Origin of the sequence: Allosphingosinicella sp. (assembly GCF_036387215.1) — a bacterium.
Classification (GTDB): Bacteria; Pseudomonadota; Alphaproteobacteria; order Sphingomonadales; family Sphingomonadaceae; genus Allosphingosinicella.
In genome coordinates, this window is the sequence record NZ_DASVUE010000048.1 from 1 (window position 1) to 5,174 (window position 5,174).

Annotated in this window: 6 protein-coding genes; all 6 read left to right on the forward strand. The window is 68.4% G+C overall.

Translation table 11 applies throughout. The features are described from left to right. Window positions 1-105: hypothetical protein (locus tag VF662_RS02440; RefSeq protein ID WP_464137307.1), on the forward strand; the 105-nt coding region annotated here is incomplete at its 5' end. Window positions 106-164: 59 nt separating this feature from the next. After that, entirely contained in the window at window positions 165-1,895 is a 1,731-nt protein-coding gene (gene argS, locus VF662_RS02445) for an arginine--tRNA ligase (protein WP_464137298.1), read from the forward strand. Continuing rightward, window positions 1,895-2,605 carry an SPOR domain-containing protein gene (locus tag VF662_RS02450; protein WP_464137300.1) on the forward strand — a complete coding sequence of 237 codons (711 nt, stop codon included), beginning with the start codon at window positions 1,895-1,897 and terminating at the stop codon, window positions 2,603-2,605. The genes argS and VF662_RS02450 overlap by 1 nt, the downstream gene beginning before the upstream one ends. 7 nt (window positions 2,606-2,612) lie before the next feature. After that, the gene (nagZ, locus tag VF662_RS02455) at window positions 2,613-3,632 is read left to right on the forward strand and encodes a beta-N-acetylhexosaminidase (protein WP_464137302.1); all 1,020 of its coding nucleotides are present in this window, start codon (window positions 2,613-2,615) and stop codon (window positions 3,630-3,632) included. 9 nt (window positions 3,633-3,641) lie between these two features. Next, a complete protein-coding gene (locus tag VF662_RS02460) occupies window positions 3,642-4,403 on the forward strand; it encodes a segregation and condensation protein A (RefSeq protein WP_464137303.1) in 762 nt (253 codons plus the stop codon). Between the two features lie 169 nt (window positions 4,404-4,572). Further along, window positions 4,573-5,166 (forward strand): SMC-Scp complex subunit ScpB, encoded by a 594-nt coding sequence (gene scpB / locus VF662_RS02465; RefSeq protein ID WP_464137305.1) that lies wholly within the window; start codon window positions 4,573-4,575, stop codon window positions 5,164-5,166. Window positions 5,167-5,174: the final 8 nt, after the last annotated feature.

Sequence of the window (5,174 nt, forward strand, 5' to 3'; positions counted from 1 at the left end):
CTCACCCGCCGCATCGGCGACTTCATCGCCGGAATGACCGACCGCTACGCCATCAACCGCTACCGCGAGCTGGTCGGGCCGGTGCAGCTGCCTGAGGGGTTCTGACTGGACCTTGAGGAGGGGCATCCGCTACAGCGCGGCCTTTCCAGACCGGACCAGAACAATTGAGCACCCTCTACGCCCGCTTCGCCGCGCATATCGACGACGTCCTCTCCGCACTGGAAGGCGAGGGGCAGCTCGCGCCGGGGATCGAGCGCAGCGCGGTTGCGGTTGAGCCGCCGCGCGATCCCTCGCACGGCGATCTTGCGACCAACGCGGCAATGGTGCTCGCCAAGCGCGCGGGCACCAATCCGCAGGCGCTGGCCGGGCTGATCGCGCCGAAGCTCGCCGAGCTGAATGAGGTCGAGAGCGCCGACATCGCCGGCCCCGGCTTCATCAACATCCGGCTGAAGAGCGGCGTCTGGCAGGAGGAGCTCCGGACGATCCTCTCCGCAGGGGGCGATTACGGCCGTTCGGACCTGGGCCAGGGGCACCGGGTCAACGTCGAATATGTCTCCGCCAATCCCACCGGGCCGATGCACATGGGCCATTGCCGCGGCGCGGTCGTCGGGGACGCGCTCGCAAGCCTGCTCGAATATGCCGGCTTCGCCGTCGTCCGCGAATATTATGTCAACGATGCAGGCGGCCAGGTTGATACGCTCGCCCGCTCCGCCCACCTCCGCTACCGCGAGGCGCTTGGGCAGGAGATCGGCGAGATCCCGGAGGGCCTCTATCCTGGCGATTATCTGAAGCCGGTGGGCGAGGCGCTCGCCGCAGAGTTCGGCGGCCGCTACGCGGCTGCGCCGGAGAGCGAGTGGCTCCCCCTGTTCAAGCAACGGACGGTTGCGGCGATGCTTGCGCTGATCAAGGCCGATCTCGCCACCCTCGGCGTTCACCACGATCGCTTCGCCTCCGAAGCGGAGGTGCAGTCGTCGGGAGCGGTCGATCGGGCGTTCGAGCTGCTCGCGGAGAAAGACCTGGTCTACACGGGAACGCTGCCGCCGCCGAAGGGGAAGCCAGCCGAGGATTGGGAGCCGACCGAGCTCATGCTCTTCCGCTCGACAGCATTCGGCGACGACCAGGACCGGCCGATCAAGAAGTCCGACGGCAGCTGGACCTATTTCGCCGCCGACACCGCCTATCACATGGAGAAGCTCGAGGCGTCGGACGAGCTGATCAACATCTGGGGCGCCGACCATACGGGTACGGTGAAGCGCACCCAGGCGGCCGTCGAGGCCCTTGCCGGTCGCCCCGCGCTCGACGTCAAGCTCGTGCAGATGGTGCGCCTGCTGCGCGCCGGCGAGCCGGTCAAGATGTCGAAGCGCGCCGGAAACTTCGTCACGCTTGCAGAAGTGGTTGAGGAAGTCGGCAAGGACGTGGTGCGGTTCACCATGCTGACCCGCAAGAACGACGCGCAGATGGATTTCGACTTCGCCAAGGTGGTCGAGGCGTCGAAGGACAATCCGGTCTTCTACGTCCAATATGCCCATGCCCGCATCTCGTCGCTCCACCGCAAGGCGAAGGCCGAGATGCCGGATCTTCCCCCGGAAGCGGATCTCAGCCTGCTCGACGAGGATGAGCTCGGCCTCGTCAAGGCGGCGGCGCAGTTCCCGCGCGTGGTCGAGGCCGCGGCGCAGGCGCACGAGCCGCACCGCATCGCTTTCTACCTCGGCGACCTCGCCAGCGCATTCCACCAGCAGTGGAACAAGGGCAATGATGACCCCTCGAAGCGTTTCTTATTGATACAAAATCCGGCGTTGACGCGGGCCCGTCTGGAACTCGCATCCGCAATCGGGCAAGTAATCCGTAACGGGCTCGGCATTATGGGAGTTGCCGCAGCGGAGGAGATGCAGTGATGACCGATGTGCGTGCGGACGATCCGGCCCTCGATGACGAGGACCGCCTGCCCTGGCTCGAAGCCGTCGACGAGGACGAGCGCTCGGACGGGCCCGGCGCGGCCAAGCTCATCGCCTTCGTGGTGATCGGCCTCGTTGCGATCGGGCTCATTGTCGGCGGCCTGTTCTGGATGGGCAACCGGGCGGGCGATAGCGGCGGTGCCGCGGGCGAGCCCGAAGTGATCGCCGCGCCCGAGGGCGACTATAAGGTGAAGCCGGACGATCCCGGCGGCATGAAGGTCGAAGGCGCGGGCGATACCGCTTTCGCAGCGAGCGAGGGCGCCGATCCGAAGGGCGCGATCAACGTCAATGCGGTTCCGGAAGCGCCGGTCACTCAGGCGCCGAAGGCACAGCCCGCTCCGGCCCCGGCGCCTGCGCCTGCCGCTGCGGCTCCGAAGGCTGCGCCCGCTCCGGCGCCCAGGGCCGAGGCTCCCGCGGCTGGCCCTGGCGGAAGCATCCAGCTCGGCGCCTTCTCCAGCCAGGCGAGCGCCAACAATGCCTGGAAGGCCCTGTCGACCCGCTTCAAATATCTGGCTCCGCTCTCGCAGCACGTGACTTCCACGACCGCGGGCGGCAAGACGCTCTACCGGCTGCGGGCGAGCGGACCGGGCGCCAAGGATCTTTGCGGACGGCTCCGCGTCGCCGGCGAGACCTGCGTGGTGGTTGACTGAGGATGGGATGCAGCCGGCGATATACGGGCTTTCGGGCGAACGGCTGACGCCGGACGAGCGGGATTTCTTCCGCGACGCTTGCCCCGCCGGCTACATCCTCTTCCGCCGCAACTGCGCGGACAGGGAGCAGCTCCGCGCACTGACCGACGAGCTTAGGGCGATTGCCGGCCGGGACGACCTGCCGATCCTGATCGACCAGGAAGGGGGACGGGTCGCGAGGCTCCGGCCTCCCCTTTGGCCCGCCTTCCCGCCCGCCGGGCGCTTCGCCGACCTCTACCAGGTGGCGCCGATCAGCGGCATCGAAGCGGCACGGGTGAACGCCCAGGCGAGTGCGGTCCTGCTCCGGGAGTGCGGCGTCAACGTCAACTGCCAGCCCGTGCTCGACGTCCGGCAGCCCGGAGCGCACGACATCGTCGGCGACCGCGCCCTCGGCTCCGAGCCGATGCAGGTCGCGGCCCTGGGGCGGGCGGTGCTGGACGGGATGCGCGCCGCGGGCGTGGTCGGGGTCGTCAAGCACATGCCGGGCCATGGCCGGTCCCATTGCGACAGCCATGAGGAGCTGCCAATCGTCTCCGCCTCACCCGAGGAGCTGGAGCAGGACATCCAGCCGTTCCGAAGCCTTGCCTGGGCGCCGATGGGGATGGCTGCGCACATCGTCTACACTGCCTGGGATGCCGAACGCTGCGCCAGCCTCTCAGCGATCGTGATCGGCGAGGTGATCCGCGGCCGCATCGGCTTCGAGGGCCTCCTCATGTCCGACGACATCGGCATGCACGCCCTGAGCGGCAGCTTCGGCGAGCGTGCCAGAGGCGTCCTCGAAGCCGGCTGCGACGTGGCGCTCCACTGCTCGGGCGTCCTCGAGGAGATGGTCGCCGTCGCCTCCGGCCTCGGCGCCATGAGCGAGGCCTCGCGTACTCGCCTGGACCGCGCCATGGCGACCGTGGCGGATGCCCCAGCCAGCGCGTCCTACGAGCAACTCGCGGCAAAGCGAGATCAGCTGCTCGCTTATGCTTCAGAGACCGCTTAAGCTTCCGTCATGGACTCGCTTGATCCGTTCGAAGAGCAGCCGGCGGTCGCCGCGTCCGACCGGCTGACGCTCGATCTCGACGGCTGGGAAGGCCCGCTCGACCTGCTGCTGACGCTTGCGCGGACTCAGAAGGTCGACCTTCGCGAGATCTCGATCCTCGCTCTCGTCGAGCAATATCTCGCCTTCATCGCCGATGCGAAGAAGCTCCGGCTGGAGATCGCCGCGGACTATCTCGTGATGGCCGCCTGGCTCGCCTATCTCAAATCCTGCCTGCTCCTGCCGAAGGATGAAGCGGCCGATCCAAGCCCCGAGGAGCTTGCGCTTCGGCTTCAGCTCCGGCTGCAGCGGCTGAGCGCGATGCGCGAGGCGGGCGCCCGTCTTCTGGCGCGCGACCGGCTCGGCCGGGACGTGTTCCGCCGCGGCGCTCCCGAGGGGCTTCGAGTGATCCGCAAGGCCGCCTGGCAGGCTGAGCTTTACGACCTCATCTCCGCCTACGGCGCCGTCCGGGCCCGCAACGAGCCGGTCGTGCACATCGTCGCGCGGCGGCCGGTGATGACGCTCGACGAGGCGCTGCTCCGGGTCGAGCGGCTGCTCGGCATCACCATGGAATGGTCGGACCTTGAGAGCTTCCTTCCGGAGACGCAGGATTCGGAGTTCCGCAAGTCGGCGCTCGCCTCCAGCTTCGTCGCCGCGCTCGAGCTCGCGCGGAAGGGCAAGCTGGAGATCGACCAGGCGAGCCCCTTCGCACCGCTCTACATCCGCGCCGCATGAGTGTGCCGTCACTCCAATTCCCCTCCCTTGCAGGGAGGGGCCAGGGGTGGGTGGCGGCCGAGCCCCCTCGACGGGGGCGAGGACGCACAGGAGCGCCTCAGCGGCATCGAGCCGCTTCGCCGCTGACCCACCCCCGCCCCCTCCCTCTGAGGGAGGGGAGGAGAGCCGCATGAGCGAGGTTCCGGACGCTATCCGTGCGGTCGAGGCGACCCTGTTCGCGGCCGAGGAGCCGATGACGCTGGACGAGATTCGCGACTATGTCGGCGTCCACATAGACGTCGCAGCCGCCCTCGCCTCGCTCCAGGACCATTATGGCGGCCGCGGGATCGAGCTCGTCGAACGCGGCAAGCGCTGGCATTTCCAGACCGCGCCCGACCTCGCCCACCTGCTCCGCCGCGAGCGGGACGAGGCCCGGAAGCTCAGCCGCGCCGCGGTGGAGACGCTTGCGATCATCGCCTATCACGAGCCCGTCAGCCGAGCCGAGATCGAGGCCATCCGGGGCGTCCAGATCTCCAAGGGCACGCTGGACGTGCTGATGGAAGCCGGCTGGGTCCGCCCGGCCGGCCGCCGCGAGGTTCCCGGGCGTCCGCTCACCTATGCGACCACCGCCGGCTTCCTCGCCCATTTCGGCCTTCAGAGCCGCCGCGACCTCCCCGGCATCGACGATCTCAAGGCCGCCGGCCTGCTTGATCCGATCGACGCCGCTCTCGAACAATTAACCCCCGATCAGCTAGAACTGGAAAGTGAGGGCGAGGAGGACTAGATGACCTC

Excerpts from the sequence above, each read along its gene's own strand:
- VF662_RS02450 (WP_464137300.1), top strand. The coding sequence starts at position 1,895 with ATGACCGATGTGCGTGCGGACGATCCGGCCCTCGATGACGAGGACCGC.
- nagZ (WP_464137302.1), top strand. The coding sequence starts at position 2,613 with ATGCAGCCGGCGATATACGGGCTTTCGGGCGAACGGCTGACGCCGGAC.
- VF662_RS02460 (WP_464137303.1), top strand. The coding sequence starts at position 3,642 with ATGGACTCGCTTGATCCGTTCGAAGAGCAGCCGGCGGTCGCCGCGTCC.
- scpB (WP_464137305.1), top strand. The coding sequence starts at position 4,573 with ATGAGCGAGGTTCCGGACGCTATCCGTGCGGTCGAGGCGACCCTGTTC.